Origin of the sequence: Luteibacter jiangsuensis (assembly GCF_011742555.1) — a bacterium.
GTDB classification, from domain to species: Bacteria; Pseudomonadota; Gammaproteobacteria; order Xanthomonadales; family Rhodanobacteraceae; genus Luteibacter; species Luteibacter jiangsuensis.
The window spans coordinates 68259-88519 of the sequence record NZ_JAAQQR010000006.1 but is presented as its reverse complement, the minus strand read 5'-3'; the positions used below and the strand labels follow the sequence as shown (position 1 = coordinate 88519).

The 20261-nt window shown below is 66.6% G+C and carries 23 protein-coding genes; 12 read left to right on the top strand and 11 right to left on the bottom strand.

Annotated features, from left to right (window positions below; translation table 11 throughout):
• Positions 1 to 353: 353 nt before the first annotated feature.
• Positions 354 to 1304: an IS110 family RNA-guided transposase gene (locus HBF26_RS13815; RefSeq protein WP_167127588.1), complete on the top strand. Its 951-nt coding sequence runs from the start codon at positions 354 to 356 to the stop codon at positions 1302 to 1304.
• A gap of 174 nt (positions 1305 to 1478) precedes the next feature.
• Here the strand turns inward: HBF26_RS13815 and HBF26_RS13810 are convergent, their stop codons facing one another.
• From HBF26_RS13810 to HBF26_RS13780, 7 genes are all read right to left on the bottom strand, one after another.
• Positions 1479 to 2846, bottom strand: a complete 1368-nt coding sequence (locus HBF26_RS13810; protein WP_167127585.1) for an FAD-dependent oxidoreductase — start codon at positions 2844 to 2846, stop codon at positions 1479 to 1481.
• An 85-nt stretch (positions 2847 to 2931) separates the two neighbouring features.
• A complete protein-coding gene (gene phaR / locus HBF26_RS13805) occupies positions 2932 to 3432 on the bottom strand; it encodes a polyhydroxyalkanoate synthesis repressor PhaR (protein ID WP_167127582.1) in 501 nt (166 codons plus the stop codon).
• Between the two features lie 107 nt (positions 3433 to 3539).
• On the bottom strand, positions 3540 to 5108 hold the full coding sequence (locus tag HBF26_RS13800; protein WP_240151358.1) for a DHA2 family efflux MFS transporter permease subunit: 1569 nt from the start codon (positions 5106 to 5108) through the stop codon (positions 3540 to 3542).
• Positions 5105 to 6304 (bottom strand): HlyD family secretion protein, encoded by a 1200-nt coding sequence (locus HBF26_RS13795; protein ID WP_167127579.1) that lies wholly within the window; start codon positions 6302 to 6304, stop codon positions 5105 to 5107. The genes HBF26_RS13800 and HBF26_RS13795 overlap by 4 nt, the downstream gene beginning before the upstream one ends.
• A complete protein-coding gene (locus HBF26_RS13790; protein WP_167127575.1) occupies positions 6301 to 7761 on the bottom strand; it encodes an efflux transporter outer membrane subunit in 1461 nt (486 codons plus the stop codon). The genes HBF26_RS13795 and HBF26_RS13790 overlap by 4 nt, the downstream gene beginning before the upstream one ends.
• On the bottom strand, positions 7758 to 8285 hold the full coding sequence (locus HBF26_RS13785; protein ID WP_167127571.1) for a MarR family winged helix-turn-helix transcriptional regulator: 528 nt from the start codon (positions 8283 to 8285) through the stop codon (positions 7758 to 7760). Before HBF26_RS13785 ends, HBF26_RS13790 begins: the two co-directional genes overlap by 4 nt.
• 73 nt (positions 8286 to 8358) lie before the next feature.
• Complete coding sequence (locus HBF26_RS13780) at positions 8359 to 9123, bottom strand: TatD family hydrolase (protein WP_167127568.1); 765 nt, start codon at positions 9121 to 9123, stop codon at positions 8359 to 8361.
• 140 nt (positions 9124 to 9263) lie between these two features.
• On the opposite strand from HBF26_RS13780, the gene HBF26_RS13775 reads away from it, so the two are divergent.
• The gene (locus HBF26_RS13775; protein ID WP_167127565.1) at positions 9264 to 9860 is read left to right on the top strand and encodes a glycine zipper 2TM domain-containing protein; all 597 of its coding nucleotides are present in this window, start codon (positions 9264 to 9266) and stop codon (positions 9858 to 9860) included.
• Between the two features lie 32 nt (positions 9861 to 9892).
• On the top strand, positions 9893 to 10360 hold the full coding sequence (locus tag HBF26_RS19790; RefSeq protein WP_167023925.1) for an outer membrane lipoprotein: 468 nt from the start codon (positions 9893 to 9895) through the stop codon (positions 10358 to 10360).
• Between the two features lie 147 nt (positions 10361 to 10507).
• On the opposite strand, the gene HBF26_RS13765 is transcribed toward HBF26_RS19790, so the two are convergent.
• The gene (locus tag HBF26_RS13765) at positions 10508 to 10942 is read right to left on the bottom strand and encodes a cell wall hydrolase (protein WP_167127561.1); all 435 of its coding nucleotides are present in this window, start codon (positions 10940 to 10942) and stop codon (positions 10508 to 10510) included.
• A gap of 432 nt (positions 10943 to 11374) precedes the next feature.
• Complete coding sequence (ygfZ, locus tag HBF26_RS13760; RefSeq protein WP_167127558.1) at positions 11375 to 12166, bottom strand: CAF17-like 4Fe-4S cluster assembly/insertion protein YgfZ; 792 nt, start codon at positions 12164 to 12166, stop codon at positions 11375 to 11377.
• Positions 12167 to 12293: 127 nt separating this feature from the next.
• On the opposite strand from ygfZ, the gene HBF26_RS13755 reads away from it, so the two are divergent.
• From HBF26_RS13755 to lolD, 9 genes are all read left to right on the top strand, one after another.
• On the top strand, positions 12294 to 12461 hold the full coding sequence (locus tag HBF26_RS13755; RefSeq protein WP_167023934.1) for a DUF1674 domain-containing protein: 168 nt from the start codon (positions 12294 to 12296) through the stop codon (positions 12459 to 12461).
• A gap of 60 nt (positions 12462 to 12521) precedes the next feature.
• Complete coding sequence (gene sdhC / locus HBF26_RS13750; protein WP_167127555.1) at positions 12522 to 12914, top strand: succinate dehydrogenase, cytochrome b556 subunit; 393 nt, start codon at positions 12522 to 12524, stop codon at positions 12912 to 12914.
• Complete coding sequence (gene sdhD / locus HBF26_RS13745) at positions 12911 to 13297, top strand: succinate dehydrogenase, hydrophobic membrane anchor protein (RefSeq protein WP_167127552.1); 387 nt, start codon at positions 12911 to 12913, stop codon at positions 13295 to 13297. The genes sdhC and sdhD overlap by 4 nt, the downstream gene beginning before the upstream one ends.
• 3 nt (positions 13298 to 13300) lie before the next feature.
• The gene (gene sdhA / locus HBF26_RS13740; RefSeq protein WP_167127549.1) at positions 13301 to 15085 is read left to right on the top strand and encodes a succinate dehydrogenase flavoprotein subunit; all 1785 of its coding nucleotides are present in this window, start codon (positions 13301 to 13303) and stop codon (positions 15083 to 15085) included.
• Positions 15086 to 15106: 21 nt separating this feature from the next.
• Positions 15107 to 15892: a succinate dehydrogenase iron-sulfur subunit gene (locus HBF26_RS13735; RefSeq protein WP_167023946.1), complete on the top strand. Its 786-nt coding sequence runs from the start codon at positions 15107 to 15109 to the stop codon at positions 15890 to 15892.
• Positions 15893 to 16036: 144 nt separating this feature from the next.
• Complete coding sequence (locus HBF26_RS13730) at positions 16037 to 16285, top strand: FAD assembly factor SdhE (RefSeq protein WP_167127546.1); 249 nt, start codon at positions 16037 to 16039, stop codon at positions 16283 to 16285.
• Positions 16257 to 16670, top strand: coding sequence for a hypothetical protein (locus tag HBF26_RS13725; protein ID WP_167127542.1), 414 nt, complete (start codon positions 16257 to 16259; stop codon positions 16668 to 16670). Before HBF26_RS13730 ends, HBF26_RS13725 begins: the two co-directional genes overlap by 29 nt.
• Positions 16671 to 16921: 251 nt before the next feature.
• Entirely contained in the window at positions 16922 to 18163 is a 1242-nt protein-coding gene (locus HBF26_RS13720) for a lipoprotein-releasing ABC transporter permease subunit (protein ID WP_167127539.1), read from the top strand.
• Positions 18156 to 18851 (top strand): lipoprotein-releasing ABC transporter ATP-binding protein LolD, encoded by a 696-nt coding sequence (gene lolD / locus HBF26_RS13715; RefSeq protein ID WP_167127536.1) that lies wholly within the window; start codon positions 18156 to 18158, stop codon positions 18849 to 18851. The genes HBF26_RS13720 and lolD overlap by 8 nt, the downstream gene beginning before the upstream one ends.
• Before the next feature lie 154 nt (positions 18852 to 19005).
• Here the strand turns inward: lolD and HBF26_RS13710 are convergent, their stop codons facing one another.
• Together HBF26_RS13710 and HBF26_RS13705 are read right to left on the bottom strand one after the other, a co-directional pair.
• Positions 19006 to 19752 (bottom strand): anti-sigma factor family protein, encoded by a 747-nt coding sequence (locus tag HBF26_RS13710; RefSeq protein WP_167127533.1) that lies wholly within the window; start codon positions 19750 to 19752, stop codon positions 19006 to 19008.
• Positions 19749 to 20261, bottom strand: a complete 513-nt coding sequence (locus tag HBF26_RS13705) for an RNA polymerase sigma factor (RefSeq protein WP_167127530.1) — start codon at positions 20259 to 20261, stop codon at positions 19749 to 19751. Before HBF26_RS13705 ends, HBF26_RS13710 begins: the two co-directional genes overlap by 4 nt.

Below are 20261 nucleotides of genomic sequence, written 5' to 3'. Positions count from 1 at the left end.
GGCTCCCACACAAAGCGGGTCGACTCCCATAAAGGAGCGGGTCCGCTTCTGTGGGAGCCGCTTCAGCGGCGATGGGTGCTTGCCGCAAGCCTGCCCGCTGCCGCGGGATCGCCGGCATAGCCGGCTTGTATGTTGTGACCGCCCCTTTCTCCCCGCCGATGGCTGAGAGATAAGGGGCTGGGGTGAGGGACATAGCTGGTATCGGCTCGTATGAGGAGACCGACCGTGGGAGACATCCCTATCCCATCGTGAGCGTCGATGAAGGATCTGGCGATCCGATCGCCGATGAACAAGCTAACGCCTGATGGGACTTCACCCCAGCCGTCCTTGAGACTACGAGGAGTTGGGTCGCCATGCCACTACAGCATTTCGGAATCGATATCGACAAAGCCGCCCTGACGGTGGCCTGTCATGAGGTGCCCGGCCGTACCGAGCGGGTGAGCAACGACGCCGCGTCGATCGACGCCTGGTTACGCCGATTGCCTGCCCACAGTGTGCTCGCGGTGGAGGCCACCGGGGCCTGCCATCAGGCCCTGCTACAGGGCGCCGTCCGCCACGACCTGCCGATCTACCTGCTCAACCCCCGCGACGTCCGTCACTACGCCGAAAGTCTGCGCCGACGGACCAAGACCGACCGGGTCGATGCCCAGGTCATCGCCCGTTATGTCGCCCACGAGAAGGGCAACCTGCGCCGTTATCTGCCCGCGCCGGCCAGCGCGGCGCGCCTGGAGCAGCTGCTGCGACGACGCGCCCTGCTGGCACAGACACAGGCGCAGCTCCGACTCGGCTGTAGCGATCTGGCGCTGCCGGCGATGGATCACCTGCATGCCAGTTTCAAGGCGACCCTGGCCGCGCTGGACGAGCAGCTCGATGCGCTGGTCGCCCAGGACGAGCAACGTGCCCGTCAGCGTGAGCAACTGCGCTCCATTCCCGGCGTCGGGCCCTTGAACAGCCTCGCCCTGGTCAGCTTGTTCTGGCGCCTGCCCAGCATCACGGCCGACGGCTTGATTGCTTTTGTCGGCTTCGATCCGCGCCCGCGCGAATCGGGTAACTATCGCGGGCAACGAAGGATCTCCAAGCGAGGGGACGCCGAGACCCGGCGTCTCGGCTACCTCGCCGCCCAGGCCTTCGCCCGGCACCCCGTCGGCAGGCCTCTCTACGACCGCTATCGTCAGCGAGGCCTCAGCGCCACAGCGACCTACGTCATCCTCGCCAGGAAGATTCTTCGTCTGGCCCATGCGCTCATCAGCCAGGGCACGACCTTCGACCCTCAACGCTTCGCGGCCGCTTGCGCGGGAACATAGGATCTCCCACACAAAGCGGGTCGACTCCCATAAAAGAGCGGGTCCGCTTCTGTGGGAGCCGCTTCAGCGGCGATGGGTGCTTGCCGCGAGCCTGCCCGCTGCCGCGGGATCGCCGGCAAAGCCGGCACCCACACAGAGCAGGTCGGCTCCCACAGAAAGCGGAGGCCTGACCCGTTACAGCAGCGAGGGCAGAGGAGGCAACGTGGCCTCGAGGGTTCGTACTGCGGCATCCAGATCCACCGACGCCACGGCATCGTGGCCCTTCAGCAGCTGCTCCACCAGCACGTCCTGCGCGCGACCGCGCTCCAGCGCATAGGCGTAGGGCAGGTGGGTGAAGGTGACCATGCGATAACGCGGCAGGTAGTGCCTGGGCGAACGTTCCGCCAGCAGGGCGCCGAGTTCGCGCTTGCGCAGGTAGTGCGGGTCCGCGACGGAATCGCGCATTTCCACGTAGTTTTCCAGCGCCATCTTCGCGATGGCGTCCGCGTTCGGCTTGCGTTTCGCTTCGAAGGCCGCGAACACGGCCGCGGCGTCGTCGGGTTGCGCGGCGAAGAGATCCGCCAGCTCGGCGGCATCCTCGAAGCCGCAGTTCATGCCTTGCCCGTGGAACGGCACGATGGCGTGCGCCGCGTCGCCGATCAACAATGCGCGTCCGCCAATATGCCAGCGGTCGAGGTAGAGCGTGCCCAGGGTGCCCACCGGATGCGCCGCCCAGTCGGCCGCGAAATCGGGCATCAGTGCGAGCGCATCGGGGAATTCGGTCCGGAAGAACGCTTCGGCGGCGCCCGTTCCGGCAATGCTGCGGAAGCTGGGATGCGGCCCGTCGTTCGGCAGGAACAGCGTCACGGTGAAGCTGCCTTCGCGATTCGGCAGGGCGATGCACATGTAGTGGCCGCGTGGCCAGATATGCAGCGCGTTGCGCTCGATCGCGAACGGGGCGGACGGATCGTGGCCGGGCGGGATCTCCAGCTCCTTGTAACCGTGGCCCAGTTCTTCCACGCGTTCGCCGAGCGGCGAATGCGCGTGCATGGCGGCGCGCAGGGCCGACCCGGCACCGTCGGCTCCGATCACCACCGGCGCATCGACCGTGCGCTCGTTGCCGGCGCTGTCGCGCAGGCGCAGCGTTCCGGCTTCCAGATCCGCACCGGCCAGGCCCTGGTCGAAGTGCACCGTGGCGCCCGCCGCCTCGGCGGCGTCCAGCATTAGGGTATTGAGTCCGCCGCGCGACACCGACCAGATCACTTCGGTGTCGTCCACGCCATAGCGCTGGAGCCCGCTATGGCCGGCAGGGTCGTGCACCATTCGCCCGCGCATCATCACGGCCTGCTCGAGCACGCGGTCCGCCAGCCCGGTGGCGCGCAGGGCGTGCAGACCGCGCTCCGCGAGCGCGAGATTGATCGAGCGCCCCCCGAGAAAGCCGGCCTTGCGCGGGTCCGGACGCTTTTCGTAGACGGTGACGCGAAAGCCGCGTTGGGTCAGCAGGGTGGCCACCATGGCGCCGACCAATCCGGCGCCGACCACGGTGATGTCGTTACGGGGCATGGCGACCTTCGTCCGGACGCGATATTGCGGGGCAGCGCATCGTGCGCCGCAGCGCCGCCGGGGGCAAGAGGGCCAGGGGCGCCGGTCAGCCCGCCTTCTTGCCGGTGCGCGTGGCGGGGCGCACGGGCTCCGCCGGCTTGGCGGTGGCCGCATCGAGGAACCCGCGCTGCATCGACTTCCATACGTCGAGGTTGCGCTCGGTCATCTCGTTGAGCATGGACCACGGCGTCTGGCCCATCAGGCTGTTCAGCTGGTTGCGGAACTGCTGCTGCTGGTCGAGGAAGACCTGCAGGCTGCGCTCCAGGTACGGACCCATGAAGCCCTGCAGCGAATCGCCGTAGAAGCGGATGATGTGCGACAGCAGTTGCGGCGAGAGCATCGGCTGGCCGTGCTCCTCGTGCTCCGCAATGATCTGCAGCAACACCGATCGGGTCAGGTCCTCGCCGGACTTGGCGTCGCGAACCTCGAAGGTTTCCCCATCGAGCACCAGCTGGCGGACCTCTTCCAGCGTGATGTAACTCGAGATTTCCGTATCGTAGAGACGACGGTTCGGATACTTCTTAATGATGCGTAGGGTTTGTGCCATGCGGCGAAAGCTACCACGAGGTATTGCGCCGCACCAGTTGTCCTAAGTCACGGTAATCGTTTTCAGATTTCACAAGTGGTATTTGGATCGATTTAGGTAACGCCCATTTAATGTGCGGCTGCACCACCGGCATTCCCGAACGGCGGCTTCGCAAGCCAGAGGATGGGGATGAGCGACAGGAACAGGATGGCGCAGCCCCAGAACACGTCGTTGACCGCCAGCGTGGCGGCTTCTCGGGTGACCAGCTGGTCCACCACGGCGAGCCCCGGCTTGCCCGGAATGCCCAGCGCGGTGAGCTTCTGGGTGAACGCCGTCGTGGCGGGCGAGGCGTGCGTCACATATTCGGTGAGCGACGCATGGTGAGAGTCAGTGCGGTGCTGCCACAGCGTCACCGTGATGGCGGTGGACACGCTGGAGGCCAGCGTGCGGCAGAAATTCGCCAGGCCCGACGCGCCCGCGATCTGGTCCGGATTGAGGCCGGAGAGGAAGATCTGGTTGAGCGGAATGAAAAAGCAGGCAATGGCGATGCCCATGATGAAGCGCGGCAGCACCAGCGCGGCGTACGACGCACCGCTGTTGAACCCGGCGAACCAGAACGACGTGAACGCGAACACCAGGAAGGCGAAGGTGACCACCGCGCGCAGTTCCAGGCGCTGGATGTTCTTGCCGATGAAGGGCGAGACGAGGAAGGCCAGGATGCCCACCGGCGCGGTCGCGAGGCCCGCCCATGTCGCGGTGTAGCCCAGGGTGGTCTGCAACCACAGCGGGAACACCACGTTGATGCCGAAGAAGGCGAGCATGCCAAGTGACAGCGCGGTCACGCCGATGGCGAAGTTGCGGCGGGCGAACAGCGAGAGGTCGACCACCGGATGCTTGGCCGTGAGTTCCCAGATGACGAGGAACACCAGCGCCACCAGCGCGATGAGGCCCAGCGTGAGGATCATCGGCGACGCGAACCAGTCGTGGTCGTTGCCGTTGTCCAGCATGAACTGCAGCGAGCCTACGCCGACGATGAGCAGCGCGAGGCCCACCGAATCGATCGGCGCCTTCACGATCTTCGTTTCGCGGTGGCGCAGGATGGCCCAGGTGACGAAACCCGCGGCGGCGCCGACCGGCACGTTGATGTAGAAGATCCAAGGCCAGGAGAAATTGTCGGTGAGGTAACCACCGAGGATCGGGCCGAAGATGGGCGCCACGACCACCGTCATGGCCCACATCGCCAGGGCGATACCTTGTTTGGTCTTCGGGTAGCTGGCCAGGAGCAGCGACAGCGACAGGGCCACCATCGGTCCGGAACCCGCGCCCTGCATCAGCCGGAAGATCACCAGCATCGGCATGTTCGTGGCGAGGCCGCAAAGCATCGAGAACGCCACGAACAGGCCTACGGAGACGCAGAAGGTGCGCACTTCGCCGAAGCGCTTCGCCAGCCAGCCGGTGAGGGGCTGCATGATGGCGCTGGCGAGGGCATAGGAGCTGATGGCCCAGGTGCCTTCGCTCGAACTCACGCCGAGACTGCCCGCGATGTGCGGAACGGCCACGTTGACGATCGTCATGTCGAGGATCTCCATGAAAGTGGAGAACGCGACGGCGATCGTCAGCAGGACCAGCGGCCCGCCATGCAGCGGCTTGGGGCCGTCGGCGGCGGGCGCGTCGGGGAGGGCGGTGTCGTCGCTCAAGGCACGCCGGCTCCGAGGTTGGCGCGCACGATGGCGTCGGCGGCGGCGTCGGCCTTGGCAGCCACGTCGTCGTAGACGCGCGTCTGCGCCACGGGAACGTTCGAGGGCTGGCTGGGCAACACGTCGCCCTTGTCGTCCGTGATGTCCACCGTCACGGCGGTGGAAAGGCCGATGCGCAGCGGGTGCTTGTCGAGATCCTTGGGATCGAGCGCGATGCGAACGGGCACGCGCTGCACCACCTTGATCCAGTTGCCGGTGGCGTTCTGCGCGGGCAGCAGTGAGAAGGCGCTGCCGGTGCCGGCACCGAGGCCGATCACCTTGCCGTGGTATTCCACGCCGCCGCCGTAGATGTCGGCCTCCACCTTTGCAGGCTGCCCGATGCGCACGTGGCGCAGCTGGCCTTCCTTGAAGTTGGCATCCACCCACAGATCGTGCAACGGCACCACGGTCATCAGTTGCTGGCCGGGCTGCACGCTGTTGCCCACCTGCACGCCGCGCAGGGCGACATAGCCGTCGATGGGCGCGACGATGGCGTTTCGCTGCGCGGCCACCCATGCCTGACGGAAGTTGGCACGTGCCTGGGCTACGGCGGGATTGTCCTCGACGTTGCTGCCGTCCACGAGCGCACGGGCCGCGTCCGCCTGCCGCTGGGCCGCGTCCAGCGCCGACTGCGCGCTGGTCACCGCGTCGCGGGCGTGCTGCACTTCCTCGGGCGCCACGGCCTTCTCGGCAAGCAGCGGGAGGCGGCGCTTCAGGTCGTCCTGCGCGCGCTTCAGGTCCTGTCGGCGAGCCACGAGCGCCGCGTCGGCGCTTGCGGCCGACTGCGTCTGCTGGCGCACCTGGCGTACGGCCTGCGCGAGCGCGCTGCCGGCCTTGCGCAGCGCCACGTCGGCATCCGTCGGATCGAGGCGCACGAGCACCTGGCCGGCGTTCACGCGCTGGGTGTCGTCCGCGTAGACGCCGACGACGATGCCCGGCACCTGCGCCGAGATGGCCACCTGGTTGCCGCCCACGTAGGCGTCGTCGGTGGTCTCGCGGGTGGAGAACACGAACAGCCAGAGCAGGAGCCAGATCACGCCCGCGAGGACGAAGACCAAAAGCGCGATCAGCAGCGCGCGGCCGCGCTTGCGCTTGTCCTTGGGCGCGTTGCCGCTTTCGTCCTGCGCGGCCTGCGTATCGTTGGGAGAAGCGCTCATGGGCTCGTGGTTCCGTGGGTGCTGGTAGTGGAGGGGGATGCGACGGGCTCGGCGCGGTAACCGCCGCCGAGCGCCTTGATGAGTGCGATGTCGGTGGACAGCGCCTGTGCGTGCAGATCGGTGTCCGCGTCCTGCTGCTGGATCAGCGCCGCTTCCGTTGCGAGGGACTCGCGGTCGTCGCGTACGCCACGCGCCGCGCGTGCCCGTGCGCTGGCAAGCAGCGCGTCGGCCGCGTCGATCTGGGCGGCCTGCTGTGTTCGTCGGTTCGCGAGCTGCTGCGCGCCCAGCGCCTGCGTGGCGACGTCGCGTGCCGCGGACGTCACCGTGGCGTTGTATTGGGCCACGGCGGCGTCGAGCTGTGCCCGGGTCACCCCGTGGTTCGCCTCGAGCGCACCGCCTTCGAAGATCGGCAGGTGAATCGCGGGTGTCAGGGAGAACACCCGGCTGTCGGCCGAGAAGACCTTGTCCATGTCGATACTCGACAGTCCGGCCATCGCGCTGAGGCTGACGTCGGGGAAGAACTGCGCGCGCGCCGCATCTGTCTGGCGCAGTGCGGCCTCGACCTGCCACCGGCTGGCAGCGATGTCGGGGCGGCGCGCCATGAGATCGGTGCCCGCATCGGACGGCAGGCCCGGCGTCACCGGGGGCAGCGGACGCGGCGTCAGTGCGGGAAGCTCGGCGGGCGACACGCCGACCAGCGTGGCGATCGAGACGCGGCGGATATTCGCGGAGCCTTGCAAGGCCACACGCTGCTGGCGCGCGCCGGCCAGTTCCGCGCGAGCCTGCTGGGCGGTGTCGGGCACGTCGACGCCTTGCTTCACGCGTAGCTCGGCGATGCGCAAGGCGCGTTCGCGTGCGGCGACGAGCCTGTCGGCGAGAACCACGCGGGCCTCGTCCGCAAGCCAGCCGAAATACGTATCGGCCACCATCGCCTGGATGCCCAGCGACGCCGCCGAACGTTCGGCTTCCGCCGCCCGGGCGCTGTCGATGGCGGATTCGATGGCGAATCGCTTCTTGCCCCACCAGTCGAAGTCGTAGCGCACCTGGATGCCGAGGTCGGCCTGGTTGTACCAGGTGAACCCGAGGAACTGCGAGGGAATGAGGCCGTGTTCGCTCATCCGCTGGCGGGCGACCTGCGCGCTGCCATCCACGCGGAGGCCGGCCTGCGCCGCGGCCACACGGATGTTCTGCTCGGCCGACGCCACGCGGGCGCGCGCTTGCGCGAGATCGGGCGCGCCGCGCAGCGCCATGTCCATCAACGTGTCGAGTTGCGGATCGCCGTACACCTTCCACCACTGGGCATCGGGCCATCCCGCGCGCTGGGTGGTGTTCAGGCCGGCCAGGGGCGCTTCGTCGCGAAGCGCGGGTCGGTCGATTTTCGCCGGCACGTGGCAGGCGGCCAGCAACGTGGCGACCGCGCAGGCGAGCAGGGCGGGGCGGAGCGGGGCAAGGGTCATGATGTGGCGTCCGGGTCCACCAGGGGATCGATGTGCAGCGCGAGCTTCTTCAGCAGGCGCTCGAAGGTCTTGCGTTCGGCCGCGCTGAAGCAGGCGAAGGATTCCACCAGCGACGGAAACATGGGGGGCAGCATCTTCGCCACGAAACGGCGTCCCGCCGGCGTGATGCGAAGCACGACCTGACGCCGGTCGTGCGTGGCGTGCGAGCGCGAGATGAGATCGCGCTTGGCGAGCGCATTGGCGATGCGCGTCATGTTCGTGGGCTTCTGATCGGCAAGCAGGCAGAGTTCGCCCGGGGTCCCGGTGCCGTCCTCGCTGCTGTACAGCATCATGAGCGTGCGGAAGTCGCTGTCGTTGAGGCCGTAGGGCTTGAGCTTGTCCTCGAACTCGCGCAGCAGCGCACCGGCGGTCAGCATCAGCAACCGAACGAGCAGTACCTCCGACACCGGCAGGCCCGGTATGCGGCTGTTAACCCTGCCGACACCCTCGTAAATGGCCTCGACGCACGTCTTGATCCTGGGCATTTCGCTGGCTAATAGTTCGCTGGTGAAATATCAGGCTAGCAAGAATTGCCTGACGCGAGCAATAGGCTGTTGCTTACAAGTGAAACAGCGCCGTGGCGTTGGCCGTGGTCTGCGCGGCCACGTCCGCTTCCGACTCCCCGCGCAGGTCCGCCACCGTGCGCAGCACCTCCCGCATATAGGCGGGCTCGTTGCGCTCCCCCCGGTGCTGCGAGCACGGCTGGTCGGGGGCGTCGGTTTCGAGGAGCAGCCGGTCGAGGGGCATGGTGGCCACGACGCGGTGGATGCGGTGGGCGCGCTCGTAAGTGACCGGGCCGCCGATGCCGATGTGGAAGCCGAGGTCGAACAGCTGCCGCGCCTGCTCCTCGCTGCCCGAGAAACTGTGCACCACGCCACGCAATCCGCCTGTGCGGCGCAAGGTGTGGATCACTTCCTCGAACGCTCGCCGGGCGTGCACGATGACCGGCAGGTCGTGTTCCCGGGCTATCGCCAGTTGCCGATGGAACAGATCGCGCTGGCGTTCCGGGTCGAGCCCGTCGACGTAGAAGTCCAGGCCGATCTCGCCCACCGCCACGGCGCCGTGGCGTTCGAGCCAGGCGGGGAGTTCGTCCAGATGCTCGTCCCGATGGTTCGTCAGGAAGAGGGGATGCAGGCCATAGGCGACGGAAACGCCTTCGCGCGACGCGGCAAGGCGTTCGATCCGCTCCCAGTTGCCGCGGTCGATCGCGGGAACGACCCAGCGCCGCACGCCTGCCTCGCGCGAACGCTCGAACATGGCATCGCCGTCGACATCGAACGAGGCGTCGTCCAGGTGCGCGTGGGTGTCTACGAGGTCGAGCATGTGGGTGTGATGCCTGAATGAACGTAAGAGGGAGTCTAAGGCGTCGTTCAGTTTAACGACTGTCAAATGGCGACCGAGGCGGCTTTGGGTGATGGGGCTCAGGCACTGTCGGACCGCCGATACACAGTGGAGATTAGGGTATGAGCAGGTTGAAGATTTCCGTCCTGAACGCCGCTTTGGGCGCGGCCCTGGTATTTGGCCTGTCCGCCTGCAACCGCGACGCGAATGCCGATGTGGCGAACGCGCCGGCCCCAGGAGCGGCGCCCGCTGCCGAGCCGATCGCACCGGCGCCTGCCGGTCCGAAGTATGCCCGTGTGGTCAGTGTCGACCCGGTTCGCGAAACCACCGAAGGCCGCCGCGAGTGCCACGACGAGGTGGTGACCCGCCGGGCTCCGGTGAAGGACCAGCACCAGATCGCGGGTACCGCCATCGGTGCGGTCGCGGGCGGTCTGCTCGGCAACCAGATCGGTGGCGGCAAGGGCCGCACGCTGGCGACGGTGGCCGGCGCGGTGGGCGGCGGTTACGCCGGTCACGAGATCCAGGAGCGCCGTCAGGAAACCAATACCGTCACCAGCACGGTGCGCAAGTGCAACTCGGTGCCGGGCAGCGACAAGATCGTGGCTTACGACGTCCGCTACGAATACAACGGCGTGACCCGTTCGGTGCGCATGGACCACGACCCGGGCGACCGTGTCGAGGTGCAGGAAGGCGTCGTCGCGGTCTCTGACGCGCGCTGATCCACAAATCCCTTTCCAAAGGAGTACACCCCATGCACAGCATCGTTCGGAAGGCCGGTCTCGTTGCCGCGGCTCTGGCCACATTGTCTTTGACGGCCTGCTATGAGCAGCCGCGTCGGGTTTATCGGGACGATCGCGTCGTGTATTCCGGTGCACCGCGCGGTTGCGAGCAGTGCGGCGTGGTGGAGGATGTCGAGCAGGTGTACGTGGAGAAGGATTCTTCCCCGCTTGGCGCCGTGATCGGCGCCGTGGCGGGCGGTCTGCTCGGCAACACCATCGGCAAGGGTGATGGCCGCTCGGCGGCGACCGTCGGCGGCGCGGTGGTCGGCGGTGTCGTCGGCAACCAGGTAGGCAAGCGCAACGGCGCGAACGATGTGGCGTTCCGTGTGCGTATCCGCCTCGACGACGGCCGTTGGGCCACTGTCACGCAGCGGGAAGATCCGCAACTGCGTCGCGGCGATTACGTCGAGGTGCGCGGGGATCACGTGTATCGTCGTTGAGACGTATAGACGTCCAAAGCTGAGAAGGGTCCGCGCAAGCGGGCCCTTTTCTTTGCGCAAAAAAAAGACCCTCGTCCGAGGGCCCCTTTTTCCCGGAGATCCCAAGCTGCCCGCCTGGATCCCTTTTCCCCGCAAGTTGTTAGCGCGTCAGTTGACGGCGTAGAACGCGTGGTCGCCGATCTTGCGAACGACGCGGCTGGCAGACCAGCTCGGCGAAACCGCGACGGTGGCGAAATGATCCGCCTGCGGAACATAAACGAGGCGTTCGCTCTTCGGCAGGCTCCAGTTGTTGAGGGAGTCGCCGGCGATTTTCCATGCCTTGTTCCACGCCACGAGATCGTTGATCTCGAAATCCTTCGGTGTGGTGGTGATGGCGAACTGGCGCGGCGCCTTGACGACGTCGCAGACATTGCTGCCGCCCATGCGGCGATCGCGTCGCCTCAGGGCCACTTCCGCCACGGCGTACTGGCCGATGGTGGGTTCGCTGCGTGCCTCGAGGTAAACCGTCGTCGCCAGGCACGTCTGGTCGGCGAGGTGGCTCGGGAGGACGGACGCCATCCAGAGCAAAGCGGAGAGTTTCATGTGTATCTGCCTCCAACGAGCTTTTCCGTCACTTGCGGCTGGAGGGCCATGGGAGACGTATGAGCGGTAGACGGGCGGGCAGGCCGTTACTACCTGGACCAACCGATGGCACCCGTTGAATCTGATAAGCACGGATGACTCGGGCGTCACACACTGTGACTGTACTGGGCGGCTGTCCGGAGCCGTCCGGTATGGGGTTTTCGGCTCGCGCGGAAACGGTGCGCGTCGCTCGTTCTCCGGTGGGGACCGGGTCGCGCCAGAACCGTCATCTTCGACGGTTCGTCGCGGGTGTAACCGTGTCGAAACACCACGGCCACGTGAAATGGATCGGCGGAGCCTAGTGGCGCTTCGCCGTTTGCGCAAGTGCAGAGGGCGCTTGGTTCAGCTTCGACTCACACACATGCGCGAACAGTTTTTTCGAAACAGCGCGCGTTATTCTGCGAATGTCGAGATGAGATGAAGGCGCGCATCGTCGATATCAAGAGTCTCCTCCTGTGTCGCCGTATCGTCGAGTACGACAAGAGTCGTAGGCGAATTGCTGATGTGCACGTGCATCAACACCACGCCTGCATCCTTGCCGTGAATGCGCAGCGCTTGGCCGTTCGCGAGATTCGTTTCGCCTTCCACGCGTGCCGCATGCAGATGACGCTTGTGGCCGCCGAGGAAATGCAGGCGCGCTGCAATTTCCTGACCGGGAAAACATCCCTTGTCGAATGCGACGGCACCCAGCCGTTCCATGGACAGTGCCGGTGGAAGCAACGTGCCGAGAGCAGCATCCGGCAACCATGCAAAACCTTTCGCGATGTGGCGCGCAATCCACGCGTCGTCGCCTTCGCTCGCACCGATGCGCAACGATGCATCGCCTTCACCGAGCGTCAACACGCCATCGTCGGTTTCCCTCGCTTCGCCGTCGGCAAGCGCGTCGCCATCGGCGGTATGACGTTCCTGCGATACCTCGATCTTCACCTTGGCGCGGAACACGAAGCGCGCCAGGTCCTGTGCGAGCGCCTGCGCGTCGCCACCCCGCGGCACCGCCACGAACCGCTCTTCCGAAACCCGCGCTACCTGGAGCAGGGCACGTACGCGTCCCTTGGGGTCCAGCCAGCCGCTCCACTGCCATCGGCCGGGGGCGAGCGACAGGATGTCGCTGCTGAACTGGGCATTGGCGAAGCCCGCGGCGTCCGGGCCGGTGAGGGTTATCGTACGAGTGGTAGTGCTCGGCATGGGGGAGGCGGAGGAGGGAGGGGAGGGGTAAGATATACGGTCCGGCCGGGGCCTTCCCAAGGTCCGACGCATTCGTCAAGGTTGTGCTGCCGTGGCACAGGTATTACGCTTTCAGGGCTTTATAACCATGTCCGACAATCCCTCCGAACCCAAGGGCACGAACGATTCCGCTCCGGCGAAGCCGCTCGTTCCGCCGGTCGTCCCCACGAACGGCGAAGCAGGGGTCGAGAAAGCGCCATTGGACCCAACGCGTTACGGCGACTGGGAAAAGAACGGACGCTGCATCGACTTCTGAGAACCGGAAGGCGAAGAGAGAAACCGTCGGGCACCAGCGATTCCAATCAGGATAGCCGCCATGGCACAAACGGGACGCCCGCTCTCACCGCATCTCCAGGTCTACAAGTGGCAAGTGCAGATGGTGACCTCCATCCTGCATCGTGCCACCGGCATCGTTCTCGCCGTCGGTAGCCTGCTCCTCGTCTGGGGTCTCGCGGCCGTCGCCGCCGGCCCGGAGGCCTTCGCCACCTTCACCGACTGCGCCGGCAGCCCGCTGGGCATGGTGGTGCTGTTCGGCTGGACCCTGGCCTTCTTCTACCACCTGGCCAACGGCATCCGTCACCTGGTGCAGGACACCGGCACCGGTTACTCCATTCCCGCGTTCGTCCGCAGCAGCTGGCTGTCGATCATCGTCTCGATCGTGCTCACCGTTGCCGTCTGGGCGTATGTGCTCGCCGGAGGTCACGCATGAGCCGCGACCTGCGCAATCCGCTGGCCCGCGCTCGCGGCCTGGGTTCGGCGAAGGAAGGTGTCAGCCACTGGATGCTCCAGCGCGTCACCGCCCTTGGCCTGGTGTTCCTCACCGTCTGGTTCGTGGTCACCGTTCTGGGCCTCATGCACTCCGACTACGCCACCGCGCGCGCCACGCTGGCGAAGCCGTGGAACGCGGTGCTGCTCGCCGCCCTGCTGATCACCATGTTCCGCCATGCGGTGCTGGGCCTGCAGGTCGTGATCGAAGACTACGTCCACACGCGCTGGCTCGAAGTGGTCTCGCTGGTGCTCATCAAGTTCATCGCCGTACTCGCCGCGCTCGCGGGCGTACTGGCCGTGCTGCGCGTCGCGCTCGGAAGCTGATCGATGGAAGCCTACAAGGTTCAACAACATAAGTACGACGTGATCGTGGTGGGTGCCGGTGGCGCCGGCCTGCGCGCGACCTTCGGCCTGGCCGAGAAGGGCCTCAAGGCCGCCTGCATCACCAAGGTGTTCCCGACGCGCTCGCACACCGTGGCTGCGCAGGGCGGTATCTCGGCCGCGCTCGGCAACATGGGCGAGGACGACTGGCGCTTCCACTTCTACGACACGATCAAGGGTTCCGACTGGCTCGGCGACCAGGACGCCATCGAGTACATGTGCCGCGAGGCCATCCCGGCCATCATCGAACTCGAACACTACGGCGTGCCGTTCTCGCGTACCGAGGAAGGCAAGATCTACCAGCGCCCGTTCGGCGGCATGACCACGCATTACGGTCAGGGCACCGCGCAGCGTACCTGCGCCGCGGCCGATCGTACCGGCCACGCCATCCTGCACACGCTGTACCAGCAGGCGCTGGCGCACGACGCCACGTTCTTCATCGAGTACTTCGCCATCGACCTCATCTTCGAGGAAGGCAAGTGCGTGGGCGTGCTGGCGCTCGACATGAACGAGGGCACGCTGCACCTGTTCCGCGGCCACGCCGTGGTGATGGCCACCGGCGGCTACGGCCGCGCCTACTTCAGCGCCACCTCGGCGCACACCTGCACGGGAGACGGCGGCGGCATGGTGCTGCGTGCCGGCCTGCCGCTGCAGGACATGGAATTCGTGCAGTTCCATCCCACGGGGATCTACGGCGCCGGCTGCCTCATCACCGAGGGCGTGCGCGGCGAAGGCGGCTATCTCACGAACTCCGAGGGCGAGCGCTTCATGGAGCGCTATGCCCCGAACGCGAAGGACCTCGCCTCGCGCGACGTCGTCAGCCGCGCGATGACCATCGAGATCCGCGAAGGCCGTGGCGTGGGCCCTAACAAGGACCACATCCACCTCAATCTGATGCACCTTGGCCCCGAGGTCATCCACGAGCGCCTGCCGGGCATCGCCGAATCCGCGCGCATCTTCGCGGGCGTCGACGTCACGAAGGAGCCGATTCCCGTGCTGCCGACCGTCCACTACAACATGGGCGGCATCCCCACCAACTACCACGGCGAAGTCGTCACCAAGCTGGGCGACGATCCGGATGCCGTGGTGCCGGGCCTGTTCGCCATCGGCGAAGCCGCGTGCGTGTCCGTGCACGGCGCGAACCGCCTCGGTTCGAACTCGCTGCTCGACCTCGTGGTGTTCGGCCGCGCGGTGGCGAACCGTTGCGCCGAGATCGTCAAGCCGGGCGCCCCGCACCGCGACCTGCCGGCGAACGCGCTGGACAAGGTGCTCGGACGCTTCGACGCACTGCGCTATGCCAACGGCGGCACGCCCACGGCACAGATCCGCGCCGACATGCAGAAGACCATGCAGTCCGACGCCGCCGTGTTCCGCACGGGGGAGACGCTGAAGGAAGGTTCGCAGAAGATCTCCGAGGTGTACTCGAAGTTCCAGGACGTGAAGGTCACCGATCGTTCGTTGGTGTGGAACTCCGACCTCATCGAAACGCTGGAGTTGTCGAACCTGCTCGCGCAGGCCGTGGCCACCATGCATTCGGCCGAGCAGCGCCCTGAAAGCCGCGGCGCCCATGCCCGCGAGGATTTCCCGGACCGCGACGACCACGAGTGGCAGAAGCACACGCTGGTGTGGATCGACGAGGCCGGCAAGTCCCGCTTCGACTTCCGCCCGGTGCATATGTACACCTTGACGGACGACGTCGAAGTCGTGCCGCCGAAGAAGCGCGTTTACTGATACCGGACCGGAGAGGCCATCGTGGCAGAGTTCACGCTACCCAAGAATTCCAAGATCCAGGCCGGCAAGCATTTCCCGGCGAAGGGCGCGAAGAACGTGCGCACCTTCAAGGTGTACCGCTGGACGCCGGATGACGGCCAGAACCCCCGCACCGACACGTACGAGGTCGATCTCGACACGTGCGGTCCGATGGTTCTCGACGCCCTGCTGAAGATCAAGAACGAGATCGATTCCACGCTCTCGCTGCGCCGTTCGTGCCGCGAAGGCATCTGCGGCTCGTGCGCCATGAACATCGCCGGCACGAACACGCTGGCATGCACCAAGGCCATCGAGGACTGCGGCAGCGGCACGGTCAACATCTATCCCTTGCCGCACATGCCGGTGGTGAAGGACCTGGTGCCCGACCTCACGCACTTCTATGCGCAGTTCGCCTCCATCAAGCCGTGGATGCGCACGCAGAGCCCGGCGCCGGCCGACAAGGAGCGCCTGCAGTCGCCGGAAGACCGCAAGAAGCTCGACGGTCTTTACGAGTGCATCCTCTGCGCGTGCTGCTCCACGTCGTGCCCCAGCTACTGGTGGAACGGCGACCGCTACCTCGGTCCGGCCATCCTTCTCCAGGCCTATCGCTGGATCGTGGACAGCCGCGACGAGGACACCGGCAACCGCCTGGACGACCTCGAAGACCCGTTCAAGCTCTACCGCTGCCATACGATCATGAACTGCGCGCGCACCTGCCCGAAGGGTCTGAACCCGGCGAAGGCGATCGCGGAGATCAAGAAGCTGATCGTGGAGCGTCGTTCGGCCTGACTTCGGCAGCTTCTGGTCATGCCATACCTTGTGGGAGCCGGCTATGTCGGCGATCCCGCGGCAGCGGGCAAGCCTGTCGCGAGCACCCATCGCCGCTGAAGCGGCTCCCACACAAGGCATCGTAGCTGCAGGAGTCGATTCAGGATGGACGAAGCCCGCCTCAAACGCCTGCGCTGGCGCACCCGTCGCGGTACGCGCGAACTGGACCGTCTTTTCGGCGGCTGGCTCGACGAGCGCTTCGCCGACGCCGACGAGGCCGCGCGGCTGGCGTTCGACGAACTGCTGGACGTGCAGGATCCCGATCTCTGGGATTGGGTGATGGGCCATGCCCGCGCCCCGCGCGACGACTGGCAGGCAATCATCGATGACATCCGCACGAGGCATCGGCTTTGATTACCGGCCTTCGGCCACGCTGACAACTCTCGTGGCAACGGTGCTGCTCCTGGCGACCGCAGCCCCGTTCTTTACCTCGCTGCCTTGGTATCTCCGCCCGGTGCTCGCGGCCATCGTCGCGGGGTACGGCTTTCGACGCCTTGGCGCGTTCCGCGAGCCACCCGTCGTCGCGGTATCGCTATCGCAGGCAGGCTTGTGGACCATTACGCTCCGCACCGGTCGCACGGTGCCGGCCGAATTGCGCCATGCCCGCGTGTTCTCCGGCGCGGTGTTCCTGCACCTCGGCTGGCGGAAGGGCGCGGTACAGCTGGCCCTCCTGCCAGACAACGTGCCGCCCGACGACCTGCGCCTTCTGCGCGCCCGCATCCGATCGCACGGAATCTGACTCGCCCTGTTGCTACATGGCCCGATAAACCCTTGTGGGAGCCGCTTCAGCGGCGATAGGGTGCTTGCCGCAAGCTTGCCCGCTGCCGCGGGATCGCTGCTGAAGCAGCTCCCACAGGGATTCGGTAAGTAAGAGGGAACGCCGGGCCCCCGCCAAGGGTCGGCTTGCCCCCGCGGGCCGCATCGGGCACTCTGCGGCGCGGTGCGTGTCTCAACTCGGCACCCCCTCATCCCAGGCAGTTGTCGACAGGTATGTTCAGACCCCTAGAGCTCTTCATCGGACTGCGATATACGCGGGCAAAGCGTCGCAACCAGTTCATTTCCTTCATTTCCACCGTGTCGATCGTGTGCATCGCGATCAGCGTCACCGCGCTCATCACGGTCATGTCGGTCATGAACGGCTTCGACAGCGAACTGCGCAACCGTATCCTGGGTGCCGTCTCGCACGTCACCGTGTCCGGCATCGACGAAACGGTGCAGAACTGGCAGAACGCGGTGAAGACCGCGGAAAGCACCAGGCACGTGCGTGGCGCGGCACCCTACGTGGAGATCCAGGCCTTCCTCCAGGCCCGGCGCCCCAGCGGTGCGCTCATCCGCGGCGTGCTGCCGTCGATGGAACCCAACGTGTCCGACATCGACCGGCACATGGTCGAAGGCAAGATGTCCGACCTGACCGACCGCAGCTGGAAGATCGTGCTCGGCCGGGAGCTCGCCCTTACGCTCGGCGTGCAGGTCGGCGACAAGGTCACCGTGGTGGTGCCCCAGTTCACGGCCACGCCCATGGGGGCGGTGCCGAAACTGCGAAGCTTCACCGTCAGCGGTATCTTCGAACTGGGCATGCAGGAATACGACGCCAACCTGGCGCTCATCTCCATGCAGGACGCCGAACGCCTGAACGGCTTCGACGGCCCCACGGGCATCCGCCTGAAGCTGGACGACATGCGCGAGGCATGGCCGGTGGCGCAGGAATTGGTGAACAAGCTTGGCCAGTCCTATCGCGTGGAAACGTGGATGGATACGCACGCCAACTTCTTCCGTGCCATCGACATGGAAAAGAAGGTGATGTTCATCATCCTCTCGCTGATCATCCTCGTGGCCGTCATCAACCTCATTTCCATGCTGATGATGCTGGTCACCGACAAGCAGGCGGACATCGCCATCCTGCGCACGCTGGGCTCGACGCCGCGCAGCATCATGGGCATGTTCATGGTGCAGGGCGTGCTGGTGGGCGTGGTGGGCATCGCTTTCGGCGTGCTGCTCGGCGCCGTGCTGTCGCTGAACCTGCCGGCGCTCGTGAAGTGGATCGAGCACATCACCGGCCAGACGTTCCTTTCGCCGGACGTGTACTACATCAGCGAGCTGCCGAGTCAGTTGCTCTGGTCGGACGTGGGCTGGGTGGTACTGGTGACGTTCGCCTTCTCTCTGCTGGCCACCCTGTATCCGGCGTGGCGCGCTTCGCGCACGCAGCCCGCCCAGGCGCTTCGCTATGAATAAGCCAAACGACGACATCGTTCTGCGCGCCACCGGCGTCGCCAAGGTCTATGAGGAGGGCGACCTGCGCACGGGCGTCCTTTCCAACGTGAACTTCGCGCTGCGTCGTGGCGAGACCATGGCCATCGTCGGTGCGTCGGGTTCCGGCAAGTCCACGCTGCTGCACATCATCGGCGGCCTCGACACGCTCACCGCAGGCAAGGTGGAGGTGAACGGCAGGGTACTTTCCGAGCTGTCGGATGCCGAGCGCGGCCGTGAGCGCAACCGCTCGCTCGGCTTCATCTACCAGTTCCACCACCTGCTGCCGGAATTCACGGCGCTCGAGAACGTGTGCATGCCGCTGCTCATCCGCGGCGTGTCGATCGGGCAGGCCGAAAAGGAAGCGACGGCGTTGCTGGAGCGCGTGGGGCTCTCCGCGCGCCTGCGCCATCGTCCGGCGGAGATGTCCGGCGGCGAACGTCAGCGCTGCGCCGTGGCCCGCGCGCTGGTCACGCGTCCCGCGTGCGTGCTGGGTGACGAGCCCACCGGCAACCTCGACGAGGCCAATGCCGCGCACGTGTACGAGTTGATGCTGGAACTCAACCGCGAGATCGGGACGAGCTTCGTGCTCGTCACGCACGACTCGCGGCTGGCCGGCCGCATGGACCGCACGCTGGAACTGCACTCCGGCGAACTGCACGAGCGCACGTAGGAGCGCGCCCTGCGCGTTTATGCCCGCGTCGGGTACGACATGTTTTGAGGCCGTGCCCCGGAGCTGGGGCGCAAGGTTGGGAACTGGCGCGAAAACATGTCGCGCGCAGGGCGCGCTCCTACGAGGTGCCGCGGCCCGTCCCGTTGTGGCGCCGTCAGATCGCCTTGCCGGTGACGCGCTCCGCCGCCTGCCGGCCGGCGGCATCGGCCACCGCCACCACGGCGTAGTTGTGGCCGCCTTCCGACCAGTAGTTCGCCAGCAGACCGTCGTCCTCGCGGGTGCCGCGCGGCAGGAAATGCCGCGCCGGCCCCGGCGGCCGGACATAGAAGCTCACCGTATGCCCGCTGCCGTCGTCGTAAAGCACCATGGCCGCCGGTCCCTCGTTCGTCGCGAACAGGCGGCCGCCGATGGGCCGGAAGCCGGCATCGGCGAGGTCCGGCAGGCGCACGTCCTGTCCCACGCGGCCGGAGAGCCAGGAGCGCAGGTCGTTCTCGTTGCCGGTGGTGATGTCCATGCCGACGCCACGATCCAGCGCGAGCAGCCGGTAGGCCTGCATCGCGTCCGCCATCGGCGCATCGCCGGAACCGATGCCGCGGGCGGCCCAGCCCGCGATACCGCCGACGAAGAGGCACAGGACGATGCCGGCGGCCATGCCCAGGCGCGCGAAGCGCCGTTGCCGTGCGCGCTCGCGCACGCGCGACGGGTCCAGCGCCGGCGCCGGCGCCAGGTCGCCCGCCAGCAGGGCCCGCAACTGCTGCGCATCCTGGCGCCAGGCGTGGACCTCGTCGGCCTGTTCCGCATGGCGCGACAGGTAGCGCTCCACCTCGCCCCGGCGCGGGTCGTCCAGGTGGCCGTCCACGTAGGCGTGGATATCGTGTTCGCTCGGAGGCGTGAGGTTCATTTCAACAGTCGCAGGGAAGGGGATTGGGGGTCGCCTTCGCCAAGCTGGCGCAAGGCGCGGCGCGCGCGGGAGAGGCGGGACATGACGGTGCCGATCGGTACGTCGAGGATGTCGGCCACCTCCTGGTAGCTCAGGCCCTCGACCGAGACCCAGATCAGCAGGCTGCGCTGTTCCGGCGGCAGCGCGGCGAAAGCGGCCAGCGTGGAGTGCGCCACGGCCACGCGTTCCGCCGAGGGCCATGTGGGCTCTTCTTCCGACAGCGATCCGATCAGCAGCGCATAGCGACTGGCGCGGCGTTTTCCATCAAGAAAAAGTCGGTAGAGGATCGAAAAGAGCCAGGCGCGCAGGCTATGTTCCTCCCGTCGCGTCTTCCAGCGCGACAGCGCGCGTTCGATTGTGGACTGCACGAGATCGTCCGCGGCATGGACATCCCGGGCGAGCCAAAGCGCGAAGCGCCGCAGGCGCGGCAGCATCGTGCGCAGTTCGTCGTCAATGTTCGGGGTGGGCAT